The organism is Sorangium sp. So ce887, assembly GCF_051521455.1.
GTDB lineage: Bacteria > Myxococcota_A > Polyangia > Polyangiales > Polyangiaceae > Sorangium.
Genome location: NZ_CP150354.1, coordinates 4012679 through 4031415, shown reverse-complemented (window position 1 = coordinate 4031415; position 18737 = coordinate 4012679). Strand labels below are relative to the sequence as shown.

The following is an 18737-nucleotide window of genomic DNA, read 5'->3' as shown; positions in this document are numbered from 1 at the left end:
GCACGGCGATGACGGCGCGCGCCGCGCCGCCGCTCACCCGCCGCGCGTCCTCGCCCGACATTCCCGGACGAAGCCGATCTCGCTCTGCCCCGCCTCGATCCGCTCGATCCACCAGGCGAGCCCCGGGTAGGTGCTCCGGATGAGCTCCGCCTGCTCCGCCAAGCGCGCCGCGTCTCCCCGCGCGGTGTGGAGCTCGGCGCGGAGCGCGTGGGCCTCCGGCGCGTAGACGCCGTCGAGCACGTCGAGCACGGCCGGGTCCACGTCGCAGAGCGACTCCGGCCCGTACATCAGGTAGCGCAGGACGCGGTTGAAGCGGATCGGATCGCCCGGATCCACGCGGGCCTCGACCGGCGCGCCGCCGTCCGGGGGCAGGCTCGTCCAGCGGCCCCAGGAGCCTGTGCGGGCGAGCTCGGGCGCGAGGCGCTGCAGCTCGCGCTGCTCCTCGAGATCCGGCGCCGCGAGCTCGATCGACACCGGCGGGCTCTCCACGCGGTCGGGCGGCCCCTCGTAGACGATCGCGAGCGTGTGATGTCCTGGCTCGAGACCCGAGGGCAGATGCGAGGAGACGTCGATGAGCATGCGCCGGCACACCCCCGGCGAGAGCAGGAACACCGGCGTGCCGAGCTCGCGGATCACGACCGGCGAGGGCTCGGTCCTCACGACCTCCTCGCCCGAGCCCGCCCTCGTGAGGCGAACGCCGATCGCCCCGGCGTTGCCTGCCCAGCTCGCGCGCGGCAGCCGCCTGATGCAGGTGCCGGGGCGATCGGCGCACACCGTGATGGCCACGTGCAGGGGAAAGCCGAGCACATAGCGGCGGTCGTGATCGATCGAGCGCAGCGCCAGACCGGGCGGGCCGGCGGGCTCTCCCTCGTTGCGCGCAGGATTATCCGACATGACGGCTCCTCATCTCCATCGCAGTCCTCTGTTCTCCTCGAGGCGCACGCGCCGGGTCTCCTTCACGTGGCGCCCGCACAGGTCATCGCCGACCAGCCCGGCGGTCCCCGGGATGAGCTGCTGGTCGGCGTCGATCATCCAGTGGGAGCGGTAGTTCATGCAGCACGTGGTCCGCCGCGGCGTCAGGTAATCGAAGTAGCCGCACTTGTGCGGCATCCCGAACGCGTGCGTGAGCTCGTGAACGATGGTGTGGAGCGTGCCTTGCGCGTATCCGCGCCGGGGCTGCCCGCGCTCGGGGTCCCACCACGCCCTGTGATGGGTGAAGAGGATCGTCCTGCCGGCGAAGTATCTCGCGACACCGACGTCGATCGTGGGGCTCATGCCGGCGGTGTAGGCGGCGCCCGGCCCCCGCACGACGGCCTCGACGCGCGCGGGGATGCCATAGCCCGGGGGCTCCCACGCCGCGCCCCTGCGGCGGGCGCGAGGGAAGAAGAAGAGGCGGTCCCTGTACGCATGCGCCACGGACCCGTCGCCCGCGGTGAACCGGCCCTGGATGTCGTGTGGATCGAGCCAGAGCTGGGTTCGCGGCGGGTCGGACAGGACGGACGCGATCGCGACCGAAAATCCGATCTGCTGGCCATTCCAGCGGAACGTGACGTGGCTCGCGTCCGGGTGGTCGCCCGGGATCTCCACGTACTCTCTGCGCCTCTCTCCCTGCCCGCCGTCCAGGATCGTCACAGCCCCGGTGAACAGCAGCGCGCCCTGGACCTCGGGTAGAGGGTGCGGCTCCAGCGCGGCGATCAGGCAGAACCAGCCCGGCTCCCCGGCGTGGGAGAAGATCTCGCTCACGAAGCGGGACGCCTGCTCGCCGAGCGTGCTCGCGTCGAGCGAGAGGTGCTGCAGGTCCTGGATCACCCGCTCTTCGGAGAAGTCGAGCTGGGTGAAGACCGGCTCGAAGTGCTTCGGCACCTGCGCAAGCGGCAGCGCAGGCGCGCTCTCCATCCTTATGTACTCGACGTCGATCCGGCGCCAGAGCGTCATGATCCCGGTCTCGTCGGCGGCGGCTTCCGCGAGGCCCTCGGCCTCGATCTCGGCGCGGACGATCAGGTTGTCTCCGGCGATATCGGTCATGTGCCGCCGGATCGTGCTCCGCCCCCCCACGATTGCCGTGCTCGCGCTGGTCTCCGCGGCGTCGGACAGCGGGTAGCCCTCCACCTCTTCCCAGCTCACGCTCCTGTCCGGCGTCCCCTCGTTGTCCCCTTCGACCGGCCCCGCGTACCCGCCCGCGGCGTCGTAATCGTTCTCGTCGAGGGTGGGGCCCCAGTCCGGGTGCACCTCCGGCCGCTCGTTGGACGGGTCGTCCGGATCGCGCGCGCTCCAGCGGATCCGCGCTCCTTCCGGGAGCTCGCCGTCGGGGCTCGTCACCTCGGCGGTGATCTCGATGAGCTGCGTATTCCTTGCCCAGCGCCCGTCGAGATCGCGATTGATGTAGACGCGTCCCTGGTTATCCAGGCTCGTGTAGCCGGGCCTGACTCCAGCCGCTCGGGTCGTCCCCGGCGGCGCCGAGCTGTCCGGAAAGCCCGGGAGATAGAGACCTTTGATATCGACGATCCGGACGGTGACCATCGGTATGAAGCATTGCAAATGTCGCGCTCAGCCCGGCCGCCTCCGGACGTCTCATTCGCGGCAACGCGAACGGGGTGGAAGAGCGGAGCGGTCCTGGGAAGCGCGCCGAAGTCGAGCCCCTCGGCGGCGAGCCCCGCCCGAGGAGGAGCGCCGCCGCGGCGACAACGGAGGACAGCGCGGCGCTCCGCGGCGATCCACCCGGCAGCCTTCAACGTGGCCTGGAGGCCCCATTGCCGCTTTCTCCCGGCGCGCGTTCGTGCGTAGACTCCGCGCCCTCATGAGCTTCGAGCCAGTTGCAGGGTTTCGCTTCGGCGCCATCAGCGCGGGGATCCGAAAAGACGGGCGTATCGACGTCGCGCTCGCGGTGGCGGATCAGCCGGCGGTGGTCGCCGGCATGTTCACCCGGAATCTCGTGCGCGCCGCGCCCGTGGACATCGCCATGCAGCGCGTCCTGTCGGGGCGCGCCCGCGCCGTCGTCGCCAACAGCGGATGTGCCAACGCCTGTACGGGCGAGGCCGGCTGGAAGGCCGCTCTCGATACGACGCGCGCCGTCGCCGAGGCCATCGGCGCCCAGGAGGACGAGGTCCTGCCCGCCTCGACCGGCGTCATCGGCGCCGTCTTGCCGGCGCACCGGATCGTCGAGCGAGTCCCCGAGCTGTCGGCGCGCCTGTCGCCGAGGGGCTACCTCGACTTCGCCCAGGCGATCTGCACGACCGACCGCTGGCCGAAGCTGTCTCAGCGCAAGCTGGGCGGGGGCGCCACGCTGCTCGGCATCGGCAAGGGCGCCGGGATGATCCACCCCGACGTCGGGCCGCCTCACGCGACGATGCTCGTCTTCCTGTTCACCGACGCCGTGCTCGACCCGGGCGAGGCGAACGCGGCGCTTTCGGCCTCGTGCGACGTGACGTTCAACGCGTGCACCGTCGACGGGGACACCAGCACCAACGACACGGTGCTCCTCCTGTCCTCCGGCGCGTCCCAGCGCCGCGCGTCGCGCGACGAGCTCACGGCGGGCCTCACCGAGGTCTGCGGCGAGCTGGCGCGCTCGATGGTGGCCGACGGCGAGGGCAGCACGCACGTCGCCGAGATCCGCGTCCGCGGGCTCTCGACGCGCGACGGGGCGCGCACCGTGGCGCGCACGGTGGCCACGTCGATGCTCGTGAAGACCGCGCTGTTCGGCAAGGACGCGAACTGGGGGCGGCTGCTCGCCGCCGCGGGGCGCGCCGGCGTCCCGTTCGATCCGCGCGAGGTCCAGATCCTCGTCGGCGGGATCCCGATCGTGCAGAACGGCGCGCCCGTCGGGGCGGAAGCCGAGCTCAAGGCGAACGAGGTGCTCGCGCGCGACACCTACGTCATCGAGCTCGTGCTCGGCAGCGGCCCCGGCGACTTCTCCTACCTGACGAGCGACCTCGGACACGGCTACGTCGACGTGAACGCCGGCTACCGCTCGTGAGCCGCGCAGGGCGACCGGCCGGGCGGCTCGCGGAGAGCGTGCCCACGTCTTCGCCCTGACCGGAAGCGCCTGCTGCGTCCGGCGGATCCATGCCGGCCCCGGAGCGACGACCACCCGCCGCCTCACGTTGTGCGCCCCTCGGTCCAGCGAACGTCGCGCGACGAGACGCGAGCGAGGCCAGTGAACCTCGCGCGACGAGAGCTGGTGAACGCAGGTTCACAATGCGCGAAGCCGGTCGGGCTTCCCCGCGATCCTCTCCCGCGGCCCCCTGGCACGCTGCGTGTTAGCGCGCGGCATGGTAGTCGTGCGGGAGGGCCGCGCCGGTGCCGGCCGCCGCTGGAGGACTTCGATGCTTCTTTATTCCCCCCTTGCGAAGATCCTGGGTCAAGGCGCGCTGTTCCTGATGATCGCCGCGACCGCGGCGGGCTGTGGCGGCTGTGGTGACGCCACGCTCCAGTGCGACCGCGACGGCGAGAACTGTTTCCTCTGCGACGGCTACGGGTGTCGCCCGGCGGAGTCCGACGTAGGCGCTGGCGGCGCCGGCCAGGGCGGCGCTGGCCAGGGCGGCGCCGGCCAGGGCGGCGCAGGCGGCGAGGAGGTCGCCTGTGACGCGGAGCTCACCACGTGTCCCTGCGACGGCGACGACGCGTGCGAGGACGGCACGCGGTGCGTCGAAGGGCTCTGCATCGCGGCGTGCGAGTTCAGCTACGAGTGCGGCGCGGACCGGGTGTGCGTGAACGGCGAGTGCGCCGACGGCTGCTCCGACAGCGCCCCCTGCGCGGCGGCCGGCACGCGCTGCGACCGCGGTGTCTGCGTCCCCGACCCCGCGAACCCCGAGTGCAGCGACGCGGCGCCGTGCGAGGGCGGCGCGCTCTGCGTCGACGGCGCCTGCACCGCCGGGTGCACGACGCACGACGACTGCGCCGCCGGCGAGGTGTGCAATGCGGTGACCGGCGCGTGCATGGCCGACCCTTCGCCGCAGCCCGGATGCGCCACAACGGCCTGCGCGGCCCAGGGCCAGGAGTGCATGGACGACGGCTACTGCCACTACCCGTGCGACAGCGAGCGAGCCTGCCGGCTCATCGACAGCCGCTTCGTCGGCTGCGCGGACGGCTTCTGCAAGACACGGGAGGAGGTCGCGCCCGAGTGCACGCTCGACGAGCCCTGCCCTGACGGCGAGAGCTGCATCTCCGGCGAGTGCCTCTGATCCGCCGCCGCTGACCGAGGCCCCTCGCGCCGCCGTTCCGCCGCGGCGGACGAAGGGCCTCCATCGACGCCCCCTCACCTTCCCCGGTCCTGCCCCCGCACACCTTGACCGTCCGTCATGCGGCGGGTAATCGCCTCGGATGGTCGCCCGCTCCCCCGTGCATCGGCCCGCGCCGCTCCTCGTCCGGCTCGCCCGCGCCGCCGTCGTCTCGCTCGCCCTCGCCGCGCCGAGCGTCGCCGCCGCCGAGACCCGGATCGCCGTGGTCGACGTGCAGCACGCCGTGATGCAGACCGAGGACGGCATCCGAGCGCAGGCCACCCTGAAGAAGCTCTTCGACCGGCGGCAGCAGGAGCTCGACGCGAAGCAGACCGAGCTCCAGCGGGCGCGCGAGGACATCGAGAAGCAGTCGCGCGTGCTCTCGCGCGAGTCGATGCAGAAGCGGATGGAGGACTGGCAGCGCCAGATGGTCGAGCTCCAGACCGTGTTCGTCGACTACAACAAGGAGCTGCAGAAGAAGCAGGGAGAGCTGACCGGGCCCATCGTCAAGAAGATGATGATCATCGTCGCCCGGATCGCGAAGAAGTCGGGTTACGAGATCATCCTGGACAAGCAGGCGGCCCCCTATGTGCGCGCCGACCTCGATCTGACGGAGCAGATCATCCAGCTCTACAACACCGGCGGCGGCGAGGACGACGCGGGCGGCGACCCGGCGGAGAAGAAGGACACCGCCAAGTAGCGCGCTGTCCGCGCGCTCCACGCCGCGGAAAGGAGCCGGACTTGCCCGAACGAACCCAAGAGCCCGTCACGCTCGAGATCCATCAGATCCTGTCGATCCTGCCGCACCGCTACCCGCTCGTGATGGTCGACCGCGTGACGGAGGTCACCGCCAACAAGAGCATCCGCGGCTACAAGTGCGTCGCGTACAACGAGCCCTGGTTCCAGGGGCACTTCCCCCAGCGGCCGATCATGCCCGGGGTGCTGATCCTGGAGTCGCTCACGCAGCTCGGCGGCATCCTCGCCTACGCATCGGACCCGTTCGACGCGACGTCGAACCTCATGTTCTTCCTCGGCATCGACAAGGCGAAGTTCCGCCACACCGTGACGCCCGGCGACCGGCTCGATCTCTACGTCGAGGTGCTGCACCACCGCTCGAACGTCTGGAAGCTGCGCGGCGAGGCGAGCGTCGACGGCACGCTCTGCGCCGAGGGGGAGATGCTCGCCTCCGTCGTCGATCGCGAGCCCTGATCCGAGAGGAAGATCTCACCATGAGCCGGAGCCCGTCGCCGTCGTTCGCCCGCATCGCCGCTGTCGTCCTCAGCGCCTCCATCGCCTTATCGCTCCCGGCCGGCTGCGGCGGCGCCGCGCCCGCCGCCCCAACGGCGCCTCAGGCGGGCGGCGGCCTGATCGGCTCGGCGGCGCCCGAGCTCGCGGCCGAGGTCGTGAGCGGCGAAGGGCCGTCCACCCTGAAGGACGCGAGCGGCAAGGTGGTGATCGTCGATTTCTGGGCGACGTATTGCCACCCCTGCAGGAAGTCGTTCCCCAAGTACCAGGAGCTCGTCGATCGCTTCGGCGGCGATCTCGCGGTGCTCGCCGTCGCCCTCGACGCCCCCGAGGACGTCTCGAAAGAGCAGCTCGTGGAGTTCGCGGACGAGGCGGGCGTCAAGTTCAAGATCCTCTGGGACAAGGACCAGAGCGCGGTAAAAAATTACAACCCACGGAGAATGCCGACCGCCTTCATCGTCGACCGGAGCGGCGTCGTGCGCCACGTCCACGCGGGCTACGAGGACGGCGAAGAGGAGAAGATCTCCCGGGAGATCGAGGCGCTGCTCGGCGAAGCGGCCGCTCCGCCGGCGGCACCTCCCCCCGCAGCTGCTCCGCCGGCGGCACCTCCCCCGGCCGAGACGCCCGCGCCGAGCGGCGGCGGCCGCTCCTCTCCGTGAGCCTCGTGCGAAGGCGGCGATTGCCCTCATGTCCCCTACCCTGATCCGGCGCGTCTCGATCGAGACGCTCGACATCCCGCTGCACGAGCCGTTCGGCATCGCTGGCGGCGCGCAGGAGCGCGCGGCGAACCTCCTCGTCACCGTGGAGCTGGCCGACGGGACGCTCGGCTTCGGCGAGGCCGCGCCGCTGCCGGCCTTCAACGGAGAGACGCAGGAGGCCTCGCGCGCCGCCGCCCTCTCGCTGCGCGCGGCCGTGGTGGGCGCGGACGCGCGCGCGTGGCGCGCCATCGCTGTCGCGCTCCGCGCCGCGGCGGGCGGCGGCGCCGGCGCGGCGCGCTGCGCGATCGAGACGGCGATCCTCGACGCGCTCGCGAGGCGCGCGGACATGCCGCTCTGGGCCTTCTTCGGCGGCTCGGGGACGGCGCTCACGACCGACATCACCATCACCACGGGCTCGCCGGAGCGCGCGGAGGAGGCCGCGCGGCGCGCCTCGGCCATGGGCTTCCGCGCGCTCAAGGTGAAGGTCGGCGGCCGCCTCGCCGCGTCGGACCCCGCGCGCATCGAGGCGATCTACGCGGCGGCGCCGGAGGCGTCGCTGATCCTCGACGGCAACGGCGGGCTCACGGCGGGCGAGGCGCTCGCGCTCGTCGCGCACGCGCGCCGGCTCGGCGCGCGCGTCGCGCTCCTGGAGCAGCCCGTGCCGCGCGACGACTGGGACGGCATGAAGGAGGTCACGCGCCGCGCCGGCGTCGACGTGGCCGCCGACGAGAGCGTCGCCTGCGCGGCGGACGTCCTCCGCGTCGCGTCGGAGCGCGCGGCGACCGTGGTCAACATCAAGCTGATGAAGGGCGGCATCGCCGAGGCGCTCGACATCGCGGCGGTCGCCCGCGCGGCGGGGCTCGGGCTGATGATCGGCGGGATGGTCGAGTCGATGCTCGCGATGACCGCGTCGGCCTGCTTCGCCGCCGGCCTCGGCGGGTTCTCGTTCGTCGATCTCGACACGCCGATGTTCCTCGCCGAGAACCCCTTCGACGGCGGCTTCGTCCAGCGAGGCCCGGCGCTCTCGCTCGAGGGGATCCGGGCCGGGCACGGCGTCACCCCGAAGCACCGCGATCCGGAAGCCGGCTAGCTCCGTGCTTCAGTTTGGCAGGCGGAGCTAGCGCGCAGAGACGCAGGCGCCGGCGCGCTCACGCCGCCGGCGCCGCGCCGATCGACGCCGGCACGCCCAGCTGGTCGAACGGCCCTCGAAGGTCGTCGGGCAGCGGCGCGGCGAGGCACAGGGGGGCGCCCGTCTCGGGGTGGGCGACGGCGAGCTCGGCCGCGTGCAGCGCGAGGCGGTGCAGCGCGTAGCGCTCGCGGAAGAGGCGGTTGTGCTCGCCCTTGCCGTAGTTCACGTCGCCGATGATCGGGTGGCTGATGTGCTTGAGGTGCCTCCGCACCTGATGCAGGCGCCCCGTGCGCGGGCGCGCCTCGACCACGGCGTAGCGCTCGAGCGCGTGGAGGCGCTCGAAGTCGGTGACGGCCGGGACGCGCGGGCCCCCCTCGCGCCGCGGGATCGGGTGATCGATGCACCCGCGCTCGGGGGGCACGCCGCGGACGAGCGCCAGGTACCGCTTCCGCACGAGGCCCTGCTCGAACTGCGCGCAGAGCAGCGCCGCCGCGGCCGCGTCGAGCGCGACGAGCAGCACGCCGCTCGTCGCGCGGTCGAGGCGGTGGACCGGAAAGACCTTCCGGCCCAGCGCCCGCTCGGCGAGATCGACGAACACGACCGGCGCGGTGCCCCAGCCGCGGTGCACGAGCAGCCCGGACGGCTTCGCGAAGGCGGCGACGCGGTCGTCCAGGTGGAGCAGGGAGAGCTGCATCGCGGAGGCGGCGCTCAGCCGGTCCCCAGGGCGAGGTACCGCGCGAGCCGCTGGTACAGGGCGGCCGCGAGCTCGGCGTCGTGGTCGCACACCTCGGCGAAGTCGTCCTTGCGGATCCGGATGAGCCGCGTCCGCGCCGCGGCCACGGGCAGATCGCCCTTGCGACGCGCGCCCACGAGCGACTCGGGGAAGAGCAGGCCTGAGGAGACGATCCGCCGCCCGTCGGGCAGGTCCACGGCCCCGTCGAGCACCAGGTAGGCGACAAGATCGCTCGCGACGTCGCGCGGGATGCGATCGCCCGCGCCGAGCTCCACCTCCACGCCCGCCGCGAGCGCCCCGAGCACGGCGGCCGGGCTCATGCCGGCGAGGAGCGGGCAGGCGGAGATCACCGAGAGGTCACGCGAGGACGGACCGGCGTCGTCCGCGCGCTTCACGAAGCGCTCCTTGATGTCGATGACGATCACGCTCGCGTTGTCGAGCCCGCCCCGGTCGCGCGCGTGCTTGAGGAGGCCCGCGGCGACGTCCTCGGGGCCGCCCTTCGCGCAGAAGCGGGAGAGCGACGCCTCGCTTTCGATCGCGTTGTGCACCCCGTCGGTGCAGAGGAGGATGCGATCGCCGCGCGAGAGATCGACGAACAGGGTGTCGACCGAGACGGTGCCCGCGAGCCCGATCGCGTTCACGAGCGGGTTCCGCTGCGGCTTCCTGGCCGGCGTCGGGTTGCCGGCCGCGCGGAGCGTGTCGTAGAGGGCGTGGTCCTGCGTGAGCTGGACGGTGGTGGTCGGGCGAACGAGGTACGCGCGGCTGTCGCCCGCGTGGGCGAAGAAGGCCCGGCTGTGCGCGAGCACCACGAAGTCGAGCGTCGTGCCCATCCCCTGGTAGCTCGGCTCGGTGCGGCGCGCCTCCAGGATGGCCGCGTGCGCCGCCTCGCCCACGCGGCGGAGCAGCGCGAACACCTCGCGGCGCGCCTCGATGTTCGGGTCGGCCACGTACGCGTCGAGGATGGCGGCCGCGGGCGGGCGGAGCACCTCGTCGCGCAACGTGTCGATCGCGATCTGGGCGGCGACCTCCCCGGCGGCGTGGCCGCCCATCCCGTCGGCGATGCCGAAGAGAGCGAGCTCGGGGCAACAGAGGATCCGGTCCTCGTTGCTCGGGCGGACGAGGCCGACATCGGTCGATGCGGCGAACTCGATACGATAGTCGAAGCGCGGGAGGATCTGGGACACCGCGACCAGGATAGACACCGTGCGGGCGGCGTCAAAATCGCGCGGCTCTTGACGACCGCGCGCCCGCTCGCCCGCGCTCGCCCCCCGGTCCCTGCGCCGCGCCGCGCGATCGTTGCCGGGGACACGCCGGCGGCCCGGCGCGCCGTGCGCACCGGCCGCGGCGAGGCCGTGCCCCCGGCAGACACACCAGCGTGCAACGCGCACGGATCCACGGTTGGCCCGACTCTCGCGTCTCCCGGGGGCATGCAACTCATCGAGGTGGACGTCGGGCGCTTTCGGCTCGAATTCGGCGGTGGGCTCGGGCTGGAGGTCATCCTCCTGTTCAGCCGCTCGGTGGCCTTCTGGCGCTGGGGTGGCGAGCTCGTTGCGGAGGTCAGCGTCGGCGTGAGCTGAGCCGGACAGCCGTCGTCTCGGCCCGCGCCCACCGGCCGGAGCAGATTCGGGGCGCGCAGCGAAAGAGCCCCAGACGAAAAATTCCGGTAGGATTCGGCTCGACCGCATGAGGCCTTGCTGCTGTCTGCCATCCACCACGCTCGCTCCTGCCGCGGCGCCGCCGCAGGCTCGCACAGCGATTCCGCCGTTCACGCTCGAGCCCGGCGGGCCGGCGCGGCGAACGATCGCGCGCGCGGCTTGGCGCATCACCTGGAGCGCGCGATGACCGTGCAACCGCGGATCGACGTCGCCGCCATGCGGCGCGCCCTGTCCACCGCCGAGGCGGTGATGGCGCTGAACCCGCCCGAATCGCCGATGATCGATGGGTACCGGCTGTTCCGGGTGTCGGGCGGCGACGTCGCGTGGCTGGACATGCCCGCGAACGCCGGGGCGTACGCCGTCTTCGGCTCGCACCCGCGCTGTGACGTGAAATTCGCGTCGGGCGACGACGTGTGCGTGCGCCACCTGGTCGCCACCTGCTGCAACCTCCCCGACGGCGCCTTCGGCCTGCGGCTCATGGATCTGCAGACCTCGATCCCGTTCTTCGTCGACGACGACGTGCCGCGGCGGTCGATCGTCGTCAGCGGCCCGCTGCTCGTGCGCATCGGCAAGCATGTGGTCGGCGGGCTCCCGGTCGGGCCGCGCGCCTCGTCGCGCGTGATGCAGGTGAGCTCGTGCGGGATGAGCGAGCCGCCGCGCGGGATCGAGAGCATCGCGGAGAAGCCCGCCGACAGCGCCGCGCCCCAGGCGCCGACCGAGGGCATCACGACGAGCCATCGGTTCGCTCGCGGGGAAATCTCGCACATCACGTCGGTCCGACCCGTCTCGCACATCGAGGAGATGGTCGCGCCGCGCGCGAAGACCGGGTACGTGCGGCTCACGCTGCAGTCGAGCGAGCGCAGCGCCGCGGTCGAGCTGCCCGAGCAGGCGCTCGACGACGGCGTGCTGCTCGGGCGCGCCGACAACTGCCTGGACCGCGGGCTGCGCGCCGTCCTGAGCACCCACATCTCGCGGACCCACCTGCTGCTCCTGCGCGACGGCACCGAAGTCATGGCCCTCGATCTCTGCTCGACGAACGGGACGAGGTACGCGGGCCAGAAGGTCCGCCGCGTGATGATCCCCACCGAGGGTCTGGCCCTCACCCTCGGCCCGGAGCTGACGCTGATCTGGCACCCGCAGACGTGAAGCCGGTCGCCCTCGCGGCGACGAGGGCCGAGGCCGGCGTCCTTCCGGCCTCGACGCTCGCCCCTCGCCGCCGCGCGGCGTTCGCTACGACAGGAGCTGGCGCGCGATGACGATGCGCTGGATCTGGCTCGTGCCTTCGTAGATCTGGAGGACCTTCGCGTCGCGCATCATCTTCTCGACGGGGTACTCCTTCACGTAGCCGTTGCCGCCGAACACCTGGACGGCGTCCACGGCGGTCTGCATGGCGCTGTCGGCGCCGTAGGCCTTCGCGAAGCTCGAGACGATCGGGTCGCGCACCCCGTGATCGAGGTTCCACGCGGCCTTCTGGTAGAGCAGGCGCGTCCCCTCGACGCGGATCGCCATCTCCGCGAGCATCCACTGGATGAGCTGGTGGTTGCCGATCGGCTGGCCGAACGTCTTGCGCTCCTTGGCGTAGGCCACGCACTCCTCGAGGCAGCGCCGCATCAGGCCCGTCGCGGCCGCGCCGATGTCGGGGCGGGTCTGGTTGAACGTCTCCATCGCGAGCTTGAAGCCGTGGCCCTCCGGCGCGAGGAGGTTCTCCTTCGGCACCTTCACGTCATCGAGGAACACCTGCGCGGTGTCGCTCGCCCGCTGGCCGAGCTTGTCCTCCTTCTTGCCGACGCGGAGGCCGGGCGAGTCGCGATCGACGATGAACGCCGCGATCCCCTTGTGCCGGAGCTCCGGGTTCGAGGTCGCGAAGATGACGTAGTAGCGCGCGTAGCTCGCGTTCGTGATCCAGCACTTCTGCCCGTTCAGCACGTAGTCGTCCCCGTGCTTCACGAAGCGGGTCTTGAGCCCCGCGACGTCGCTGCCCGCGTCCGGCTCGCTCGTGCAGTAGCTCGCCATGATCGGCTCGGCGGTGAGCATGCCGAGGTACTTCTTCTTCTGCTCCTCGCTGCCCGCGAGCTTGATGGGCGTGAGCGCGAGGCCGTTCGCGAGGAAGCTCGTCTGGATCCCGGTGCACCCGTACGAGAGCTCCTCGGCGAGGAGGGCGTTCTCGAGCTCGCCCATCCCCGGGCCGCCGTACTCGGCCGGACAGGTCGGGTTGACGAGGCCGAGGTTCCAGCCCTCCACGAAGACGTCCATCGGGAAGTACGACTTCTGATCGCACTCGGCCGCGATCGGGGTGACGCGCTCCTTCGTGAAGCGCCGCGCCGTATCGATGAGAGCCTTGTGCTCTTCGCTCACAGAGAAATCGACCACGTGACCTCCGGCTAGTGCGGCGGGGACGGCGCTCACCGAGCCCGCCGGCAACGCGGGACGAGGGCTCGCGCCCCCGTCACTCCTTCATTCTGCGCTTACGTCGCTCGAGCTCGGCGCGCACGGCGCGGCTGCCCAGGATGTAGCCGACGATCAGCCCCAGCATCAGCACCACGGGGATGTAGAGCGCGTGCTGCGGGGTCATCTCCCCGAGGTTCGGCATCAGCTCGTCCCCTGGCCCGCGCCGGCCCGCGCCTTCTGCACGGCGGCCTCGAGCGCGTCGATCCGCCGGTCGATCTGCTTCTGCCGGCGCCAGGAGAGGAAGACCATCGCGAAGATGATGAGCCAGATCGCGGCGTAGGCCTCGACGAGCAGCTTCTCTCCGCTCTGCATCTCGTTGCCGCCCTCCACGGGGCGGAACGCCTGCGATCGATCGTCCGAGGCCGTGCCCGTCGGTTGCTGCAGGGCCGCGTGGGAGAACAAGGAATGAAGGGATTTCACGTTATCAGTCCTCTCCGATGCCGACTTCGAGGGCCTCTTGCTCGAGCTCCGCGAGCCGCGCCGACGCGAGATCGACGCGGAGGCGCGCCCACAGGAGCGCGAGGGAGAGCAGGGTGAAGGAGAGGAAGCCGAGGCCGAGCGCCAGCTTCATGTCCGGGTGCCCGAGGCCGCCGCCCTTGCCCGTGATGACCGTGGGGTGGTTGCCGCCCCACATCTTCACCGAATAATGGATGATCGGCAGGTTCGCCGCGCCGAGGACGCCGAGGGCCGCGGCGAACTTGCGCTCGGCATCGCTGTCGCCCGTGAAGGCGCGGAGCACGACATAGGCGATGTAGATAAGGACGCTGAGCAGCGAGGTCGTCAGGCGCGGGTCCCACGTCCAGTACACGCCCCACGCCTTGGCGGCCCAGAGCGGGCCGGTGATGAGGACGATCAGGCCCATCGCCACGGCGACCTGCGCGCCGGATTTCGCCAGCGAGTCCCACCACTGCGTGCCGCGCGCGAGGTAGCCGGCGGAGCCGATGAAGCAGGCGGTCGCGCCGAGGTACATCGCGTACCCGGCCGGGGCGTGGAAGTAGAAGATCTTCTGCACGATCCCCATCGAGGCCTCCGTCGGCACGACGTAGGCGACGAAATGGAGGGTGCCGATGATGGCGAGGGCCGACGCGGCGAGCAGGACCGAGAAGGCGATGCTGGAGCCTCCCGACGCGCCGCGCACGCCGCCCGCCGCCGCATCCCCGCTCGCTGCCAAAGCCACCCTGCGCGGCACCCGCTCGTCGTTGGCTCCCATGCTGGCGCGCCACCGTAGTGCCAAGGACGGTCGCGTTCAAGCCGCGGTTGGGGTCGGACGCGGGGCGGGCGAAGGGCGGCGAGGCGGCGGCGAAGGTCGGCGAGGGGCGGCGAGGGGCGGGAGGCCGAGGCGAGGCGATCCCCGCGCTCAGCGCGGCCGCCCCCTCGGTCAAGTACCGTCCGGAGCGATCGCGTCCCAGCCGGTCGCCTTCGCGAGGCGCGACATCGCCATGTCGAGCTCCATCGTCGCGTTCAGCTGGCTGAAGCGGTTCGTGGCGTACGCCTTGGCTGGATCAATCAAGTCCTTCTCCGCCATCGTCCCGACGTCGATTCCTGTCTGCACCATCACGAGCCAGCGCTTCCCGTACCTGGCCGCCTTCGTGTAGGCCGCGAGACGCTTCTGGGCCTCCACGACCTCGGCGTAGGCGGTCTCGACCTCGGTCGCGACCCCGCCCATGGCGAAGCGCTGCGTCGCGGCCATCTCCTCGAGCTGCGCCTCGGCGAAGCGGATGCGCGCCGACTGCGGGAGCAGGTCGAGCTTCCATTGCAGCACGAGCGCGGCGCCGTAGTGGAAGTAGTTGCCGGGGTCGCTCGTGAACGGGTTCAGCTGATCCGCGACCTCGGGCGCGGCGCTCACCCCGGCCTGCAGGCCGATGCCGATGTCGGGGAACAGCTGCGCGCGCGCGAGCCGCACCTGCGCGGACCTCGCGTCGAGGCCCGCGCGCGCCTGCGCGAGCTCCGGCCGGTACAGGCGCGCCGCGGTCAGGTATCGGCTGACGTGCCCGAGCCGGTGCTTCGGCGGGCGGATCGGGACGTCGGGGATGTCGAGGTCCGCGACGCCCGTGTAGAAGCGCAGCCCCGCCAGCGCGACCGAGACGTACTTTTCGACCTCCGCCCCGCGCGCCTCGAGCTCGGCCCCGAAGGTCTGGAGCTTGAGCAGCTCGATCGGATCGCCCTCGTCGCTCTCGACCTGCTCCTCCAGGCGGCGGAGCGCCTTGTCCATCTCGGTCCTCACGTCCGTGAGCAGGCTCCGCGAGTCGCGCGCGAGCTGGAGGCCGAAGTAGGCCTTGCGGACGTCGAGCCGCACCACGTCCCGCTCCTTCTCCACGTTCGCCTGGTTCACGCGGACGTTCGCCTCGGCGGCGTCCCAGAGGCTCGTGATCTTCCCGAAGGTCCAGAGCGGCACCACGCCGTCGATGTTGGCGCGCCAGGCGACCCCGAGGCTCGAGGTGAGCGAGACGTCGGTGTTCGGGCTGAAGATGTTGTTGCCGCGGACGGTCGGCGCGAGCGCGACGCCGCCGGTCAGCTTGAACTGCGAGAACGGGGCGTAGCGGGCCTCGTCGAGCTGCGCGCGGACCTGGTTGAGCTTCGCGCGGGCGGCGAGGACGTGCGGGTGATTGCGGTCGGCGAGCGCGAGGACGCGGGGGAGATCGTGGATCATCGCCGCCTGTCTCGGGGGAGCCCCGCCGGTGTCGGCGGCGGCAGCGGGGAGCGGGGCGAGCCGGACCGCGAGGGAGACGGCGGCGGCGGCAAGGGCACCTCGTGCAGCGCGTCGGGCCATTTTCGGCGCAACGTAGCACGAGCCGGCCACGCGCTCGCGCGGCGCACGGCGCCCGCCGCGCGCGTCAGCCCGCCTCGTCCCCGTCCGGCGCCGCCGCTGTCCCCGCCTCTTCCACGTCCCCCGCCCCGTCCCCCTCGGCCGCCTCGTCTCCCCTCGACGCGACCTTTTTCTTGAGCCTCCGGAAATTCGAGCGGTCCATACCCGCCTGGCGCGCCGCCTCGCTGAGGTTGTTGCCCGTGCGCTGCAGCAGGCGCCCGATGTAGATCTGATCGAACGCGTCGATGGCGCGCTCCTTGGCCTCCGCGTACGGGAGCTCGCAGAGCTGCGCGGGCAGGACGAGCGCGTCCCTCGGAGGGCGCCGATCCGGCCCCGCGCGCCCCGACACCGAGGGCGGCAGATCCGCGGGCAGGATCGCGTCGCCGCGCGCGGAGAGCACGGCGTGCTCGATCGCGCTCTCGAGCTCGCCCACGTTGCCCGGCCAGGCGTGCTCGCGCAGGAGGCGCGCCGCCTCGGGGCCGATCCGCTTGACGTCCCGCTCGTGCCTGCGCGCGCACCGGCGCAGGAAGTGGCTCGCGAGCAGCGCGATGTCCTCCCGGCGCCGCCGGAGCGGCGGCAGCTCGATGACGATGACGCCGAGGCGGTACAGGAGATCCTCCCGGAACTGGCCGGCGGCGGCGCGCTCCCTCAGATCGGCGCACGTCGACGCGATGACACGGACGTCGACGCGGCGCGGCTCGCCCCCCGGCCCCGCGACCTCGCCGCGCGTGAGGACCCGCAGCAGCCTGGCCTGCGCCGCGAGCGGCAGCGCCGAGACCTCGTCGAGGAAGAGCGTGCCGCTGTCCGCCGCCTCGATCAGGCCCCCGCCGGCGCGCCCGTCTGGCGAGGTCTCGCGCTCCCCGCCGAAGAGCTCCTCCTCGGCGCGCGGCGCCGGGAGCGCGCTGCAGTCGACCGCGACGAACCGCCGCCCGGCGCGCGGCCCGCGCCGGTGGACGGCGCGCGCGACGAGCTCCTTGCCCGTCCCGCGCTCGCCCGACAGCAGGATGGGCGCGCCCACGGACGCCACGCCGAGCGCTCGCCGGGTTGCGTCCTGCATCGCGGCGGAGCTCGCGATCACCTCGCCGAGCTGCTCGTGCTCGCCGACGCGCTCCTCGAGGGCCCTCGCGCGCTCGGCGAGCCGCCGGCGCTCGATGGCGCGCTCGATCGCGATCGAGAGCGCCGCCTCCGGCTCGACGGGCTTCATCACGAACGCGTATGCGCCGGCGCGCACGGCCGCGACCGCGGCGTCGACCTCGTCGTGGCCGGCCATCACCACGACCTCGACGTCGGGGTACGCCGCCTTGATCTGGTCGAGCACCTCGGCGCCGCTCATGCGCGGCATGGCGAGGTCGAGCAGCACCGCCTCGACGCGGGTGGTCGCGAGCAGCCCGAGCGCCGCGGGGCCGTCCTCCGCGGTGAGGACGTCGAAGTCGCGCACGAGCGCGCGCGCGAGGCCGCGGCGCTGGGCCGGCTCGTCGTCGACGAGGAGGATACGGGCGCGAGCTCTGGCGTTCACGAGGCGGGGCGGCGGGGCAGGATCAGATGGGCTTGCGTGAGGTGAGCGGCGCGAGATCGGCGCCCCGGCGCGTCTGCGGCTCCCTCGGCTCGTCCTGGACCGCGGCGAAGGCGGGATCGCTGGACCGCCGGAGCTTGCCCGGGGGCGGCGGGGGCGGCGGCTCGGCGCTCCCGGTCGGCGTGTAGATCTGGCCGTGCTGCTGGAAGACGCAGATCCGGTTGCCGCCCTCGCGCTTCGCCTGGTGGAGCGCGCTCTCCGCGGCGCGGATGAGCGCGTCCTTGGAGCGGACGTCGCGCGAGGGGTAGAGCGAGACGCCGATCGACACGCTGCACGGCCTCGACGCGCCGCCGAACTCGACCGGGTTGCCGGAGGCCTCGCGCCAGATCCGCTCGGCCACGGTCAGCGACCCGGCGAAGTGCGTGCTCGGCAGGACGATGAGGAACTCCTCGCCGCCGTAGCGCGCGATCACGTCGACCTCCCGGACCGAGCGGCGGATCCCGTCGGCGACGCGCCGGATCACCGCGTCGCCGAGCGTGCGCCCCCCGATCTCGTTCATCGCCTTCAGCCGGTCGATGTCGACGAGCACGCAGGCGAACGGCTCGTGGTAGCGCTCCGCGCGCTTGAACTCCTCGTTGAGCCGCGTGAAGAGGTAGCGGTAGTTGTAGAGCCCGGTCATCTCGTCGTGGATGGAGAGCTGCTCCAGGTAGGCGCGCTGCGCCGCGACGTGGTCGTGCAGCCGCTTGATCCGGAGCATCGCCCCGACCCGCGCGAGCAGCTCCTCCTCCTCGAACGGCTTGCACACGTAATCGTCGGCGCCGATCTTGAGCCCCTCGACCCGGCTCGCGGTGTCGGTCTTCACGGTGACCAGCACGACGGGGAGGAACGTCTCTGCGGTCATGCTCTTGAGCAGCCGGCACGCCTCGAGGCCCGTGAGCCGGGGCATCACGATGTCGAGGAGGGCGAGGTCGACCCCTCCCCGGCCGATGAGCTCGATCGCCTCCTGGCCGTCGTCGACCGCCTCGACCTGGAAGCCGGCCTTCTGGAGGATGCTCACCAGCATCTGGCGCGCGAGGCGGTCGTCGTCGGCGACCACGATCCTGGCCGGTCGGCTGCTCAGGAGCTCGGCCGGCACAGAGAGCGGAGCGCCACGGATGTCCTCGCTGTTCGGCACGGGCACATCCTCCCTTCGGGCGGGGCCGGGCGCAACGAGATCGCACGACGGCGGAAGCCGCCTCGTCGCCGGTCACGCGGTCCGCTGGCCGGCGCCGCGCCGGCGCGCCGCGCCGGCCCT

The 18737-nt window shown here is 72.2% G+C and carries 19 protein-coding genes; 8 read left to right on the top strand and 11 right to left on the bottom strand.

The features are described from left to right. Window positions 1-33: 33 nt before the first annotated feature. Window positions 34-894, bottom strand: coding sequence for a hypothetical protein (locus tag WMF36_RS15035; protein ID WP_437580295.1), 861 nt, complete (start codon window positions 892-894; stop codon window positions 34-36). 9 nt (window positions 895-903) lie between these two features. Continuing rightward, window positions 904-2520, bottom strand: a complete 1617-nt coding sequence (locus WMF36_RS15030) for a hypothetical protein (RefSeq protein WP_437580294.1) — start codon at window positions 2518-2520, stop codon at window positions 904-906. A gap of 277 nt (window positions 2521-2797) precedes the next feature. On the opposite strand from WMF36_RS15030, the gene argJ reads away from it, so the two are divergent. The 6 genes from argJ (at window position 2798) to WMF36_RS15000 (ending at window position 8249) form a co-directional block, all read left to right on the top strand. After that, window positions 2798-3973 (top strand): bifunctional glutamate N-acetyltransferase/amino-acid acetyltransferase ArgJ, encoded by a 1176-nt coding sequence (gene argJ, locus WMF36_RS15025; protein WP_437580293.1) that lies wholly within the window; start codon window positions 2798-2800, stop codon window positions 3971-3973. Between the two features lie 349 nt (window positions 3974-4322). Then, window positions 4323-5180, top strand: a complete 858-nt coding sequence (locus WMF36_RS15020; RefSeq protein WP_437580292.1) for a hypothetical protein — start codon at window positions 4323-4325, stop codon at window positions 5178-5180. Window positions 5181-5319: 139 nt separating this feature from the next. Then, a complete protein-coding gene (locus WMF36_RS15015) occupies window positions 5320-5916 on the top strand; it encodes an OmpH family outer membrane protein (protein WP_437580291.1) in 597 nt (198 codons plus the stop codon). 41 nt (window positions 5917-5957) lie between these two features. Beyond that, window positions 5958-6425 (top strand): 3-hydroxyacyl-ACP dehydratase FabZ, encoded by a 468-nt coding sequence (gene fabZ, locus WMF36_RS15010; protein WP_437490959.1) that lies wholly within the window; start codon window positions 5958-5960, stop codon window positions 6423-6425. 20 nt (window positions 6426-6445) lie between these two features. Next, window positions 6446-7120, top strand: coding sequence for a TlpA family protein disulfide reductase (locus WMF36_RS15005; protein ID WP_437580290.1), 675 nt, complete (start codon window positions 6446-6448; stop codon window positions 7118-7120). Between the two features lie 28 nt (window positions 7121-7148). Then, window positions 7149-8249: a dipeptide epimerase gene (locus WMF36_RS15000; protein WP_437580289.1), complete on the top strand. Its 1101-nt coding sequence runs from the start codon at window positions 7149-7151 to the stop codon at window positions 8247-8249. A 58-nt stretch (window positions 8250-8307) separates the two neighbouring features. On the opposite strand, the gene WMF36_RS14995 is transcribed toward WMF36_RS15000, so the two are convergent. Then, on the bottom strand, window positions 8308-8982 hold the full coding sequence (locus tag WMF36_RS14995) for a pseudouridine synthase (protein ID WP_437580288.1): 675 nt from the start codon (window positions 8980-8982) through the stop codon (window positions 8308-8310). 14 nt (window positions 8983-8996) lie between these two features. Further along, window positions 8997-10205 (bottom strand): protein phosphatase 2C domain-containing protein, encoded by a 1209-nt coding sequence (locus WMF36_RS14990; RefSeq protein ID WP_437580287.1) that lies wholly within the window; start codon window positions 10203-10205, stop codon window positions 8997-8999. A 243-nt stretch (window positions 10206-10448) separates the two neighbouring features. Here WMF36_RS14990 and WMF36_RS14985 point away from each other — a divergent pair, with 243 nt between their 5' ends. Both WMF36_RS14985 and WMF36_RS14980 read left to right on the top strand, forming a co-directional pair. Then, complete coding sequence (locus tag WMF36_RS14985; protein ID WP_020735437.1) at window positions 10449-10598, top strand: hypothetical protein; 150 nt, start codon at window positions 10449-10451, stop codon at window positions 10596-10598. 261 nt (window positions 10599-10859) lie between these two features. Beyond that, a complete protein-coding gene (locus WMF36_RS14980; protein ID WP_437580286.1) occupies window positions 10860-11822 on the top strand; it encodes an FHA domain-containing protein in 963 nt (320 codons plus the stop codon). A gap of 84 nt (window positions 11823-11906) precedes the next feature. Here the strand turns inward: WMF36_RS14980 and WMF36_RS14975 are convergent, their stop codons facing one another. From WMF36_RS14975 to WMF36_RS14945, 7 genes are all read right to left on the bottom strand, one after another. Then, the gene (locus tag WMF36_RS14975) at window positions 11907-13046 is read right to left on the bottom strand and encodes an acyl-CoA dehydrogenase family protein (protein ID WP_437580285.1); all 1140 of its coding nucleotides are present in this window, start codon (window positions 13044-13046) and stop codon (window positions 11907-11909) included. Between the two features lie 76 nt (window positions 13047-13122). Continuing rightward, window positions 13123-13266: a hypothetical protein gene (locus WMF36_RS14970; protein WP_165373172.1), complete on the bottom strand. Its 144-nt coding sequence runs from the start codon at window positions 13264-13266 to the stop codon at window positions 13123-13125. Next, window positions 13266-13544 (bottom strand): CcmD family protein, encoded by a 279-nt coding sequence (locus WMF36_RS14965; RefSeq protein WP_437580284.1) that lies wholly within the window; start codon window positions 13542-13544, stop codon window positions 13266-13268. The genes WMF36_RS14970 and WMF36_RS14965 overlap by 1 nt, the downstream gene beginning before the upstream one ends. Before the next feature lie 4 nt (window positions 13545-13548). After that, on the bottom strand, window positions 13549-14334 hold the full coding sequence (locus WMF36_RS14960; protein ID WP_437580282.1) for a cytochrome c biogenesis protein: 786 nt from the start codon (window positions 14332-14334) through the stop codon (window positions 13549-13551). A 168-nt stretch (window positions 14335-14502) separates the two neighbouring features. Beyond that, window positions 14503-15774 (bottom strand): TolC family protein, encoded by a 1272-nt coding sequence (locus WMF36_RS14955; RefSeq protein WP_437580280.1) that lies wholly within the window; start codon window positions 15772-15774, stop codon window positions 14503-14505. A 184-nt stretch (window positions 15775-15958) separates the two neighbouring features. After that, window positions 15959-17446, bottom strand: a complete 1488-nt coding sequence (locus WMF36_RS14950) for a sigma-54-dependent transcriptional regulator (RefSeq protein ID WP_437580278.1) — start codon at window positions 17444-17446, stop codon at window positions 15959-15961. A 22-nt stretch (window positions 17447-17468) separates the two neighbouring features. Next, window positions 17469-18617 (bottom strand): diguanylate cyclase, encoded by a 1149-nt coding sequence (locus tag WMF36_RS14945; RefSeq protein ID WP_437580277.1) that lies wholly within the window; start codon window positions 18615-18617, stop codon window positions 17469-17471. Between the last annotated feature and the right edge of the window lie 120 nt (window positions 18618-18737).

What these genes read in the sequence shown, in the direction of transcription:
- WMF36_RS15035 (WP_437580295.1), bottom strand. Translation starts at nt 894, where the DNA reads ATGTCGGATAATCCTGCGCGCAACGAGGGAGAGCCCGCCGGCCCGCCC.
- WMF36_RS15030 (WP_437580294.1), bottom strand. Translation starts at nt 2,520, where the DNA reads ATGGTCACCGTCCGGATCGTCGATATCAAAGGTCTCTATCTCCCGGGC.
- argJ (WP_437580293.1), top strand. Translation starts at nt 2,798, where the DNA reads ATGAGCTTCGAGCCAGTTGCAGGGTTTCGCTTCGGCGCCATCAGCGCG.
- WMF36_RS15020 (WP_437580292.1), top strand. Translation starts at nt 4,323, where the DNA reads ATGCTTCTTTATTCCCCCCTTGCGAAGATCCTGGGTCAAGGCGCGCTG.
- WMF36_RS15015 (WP_437580291.1), top strand. Translation starts at nt 5,320, where the DNA reads ATGGTCGCCCGCTCCCCCGTGCATCGGCCCGCGCCGCTCCTCGTCCGG.
- WMF36_RS15005 (WP_437580290.1), top strand. Translation starts at nt 6,446, where the DNA reads ATGAGCCGGAGCCCGTCGCCGTCGTTCGCCCGCATCGCCGCTGTCGTC.
- WMF36_RS15000 (WP_437580289.1), top strand. Translation starts at nt 7,149, where the DNA reads ATGTCCCCTACCCTGATCCGGCGCGTCTCGATCGAGACGCTCGACATC.
- WMF36_RS14995 (WP_437580288.1), bottom strand. Translation starts at nt 8,982, where the DNA reads ATGCAGCTCTCCCTGCTCCACCTGGACGACCGCGTCGCCGCCTTCGCG.
- WMF36_RS14985 (WP_020735437.1), top strand. Translation starts at nt 10,449, where the DNA reads ATGCAACTCATCGAGGTGGACGTCGGGCGCTTTCGGCTCGAATTCGGC.
- WMF36_RS14980 (WP_437580286.1), top strand. Translation starts at nt 10,860, where the DNA reads ATGACCGTGCAACCGCGGATCGACGTCGCCGCCATGCGGCGCGCCCTG.
- WMF36_RS14970 (WP_165373172.1), bottom strand. Translation starts at nt 13,266, where the DNA reads ATGCCGAACCTCGGGGAGATGACCCCGCAGCACGCGCTCTACATCCCC.
- WMF36_RS14960 (WP_437580282.1), bottom strand. Translation starts at nt 14,334, where the DNA reads ATGGGAGCCAACGACGAGCGGGTGCCGCGCAGGGTGGCTTTGGCAGCG.
- WMF36_RS14955 (WP_437580280.1), bottom strand. Translation starts at nt 15,774, where the DNA reads ATGATCCACGATCTCCCCCGCGTCCTCGCGCTCGCCGACCGCAATCAC.